1 pseudogene is annotated in these 758 nt (G+C 67.4%); it reads left to right on the forward strand.

The features are described from left to right. Window positions 1–17 precede the first annotated feature (17 nt). Window positions 18–758 (forward strand): annotated as a pseudogene (locus NP777_RS47020) (polyketide synthase); the annotation flags it as partial.

Raw genomic sequence — 758 nt, forward strand, 5'->3', positions numbered from 1 at the left:
AGCCTGCGACGAGTGTGGTGGACGCGGCGTTCTGGGATGCGGTCGAGCGTGGGGATCTCGGTTCGTTCGGTGTTGATGCTGAACAGCCGCTCAGCGTTGCCCTGCCCACCCTCTCGTCGTGGCGGAGGGCGCGGCAGGAGCGTTCGGTCATCGATGGTTGGCGTTATCGGCTCGGCTGGTCCCCGATCCCGGTGGTGTCCGGGGAGGTGGGCCTCACCGGCACTTGGCTGGTTGTGGTCGAGTCGGGTGCGGACGGTGTTGATGTGGCTGCCGTGTTGCGGTCGGCCGGTGCTGGGGTCAGTGTCGAGGTCGTGACGGGCGAAACGGTCGGCGAGCTGGACGCGGGGCCGGTTGCGGGTGTGGTGTCGTTGTTGTCGGTCGAGGCCACGGTGCTATTGCTCCAGGCCCTTGTGGCGGCCGGGGTCGATGCGCCGTTGTGGTGTGTCACTCGTGGTGGGGTCTCGGTGGTCGAGGGTGATCTGGTGGATCCTGATCAGGCGGGAATCTGGGGTCTTGGCCGTGTGATCGGTTTGGAGCATCCGGACCGTTGGGGTGGTCTGGTCGATCTGCCTGCTGAAATGGACGGTCGCGTTGGGGGCGCGCTGGTCGGCGTTCTCGTCGGGGGCACTGGTGAGGATCAGGTGGCGATTCGTGCCACGGGTACATGGGGTGCCCGTCTGGCGCGGGCGATGCCGGTCGGTGACGCGGGTGGTGAGGCACCGACCATGTGGCATGGGCGTGGTACCGCGCTGGTCACC

This window comes from Streptomyces rugosispiralis, from assembly GCF_024505145.1.
In the GTDB taxonomy this organism is placed as follows: domain Bacteria; phylum Actinomycetota; class Actinomycetes; order Streptomycetales; family Streptomycetaceae; genus Streptomyces; species Streptomyces rugosispiralis.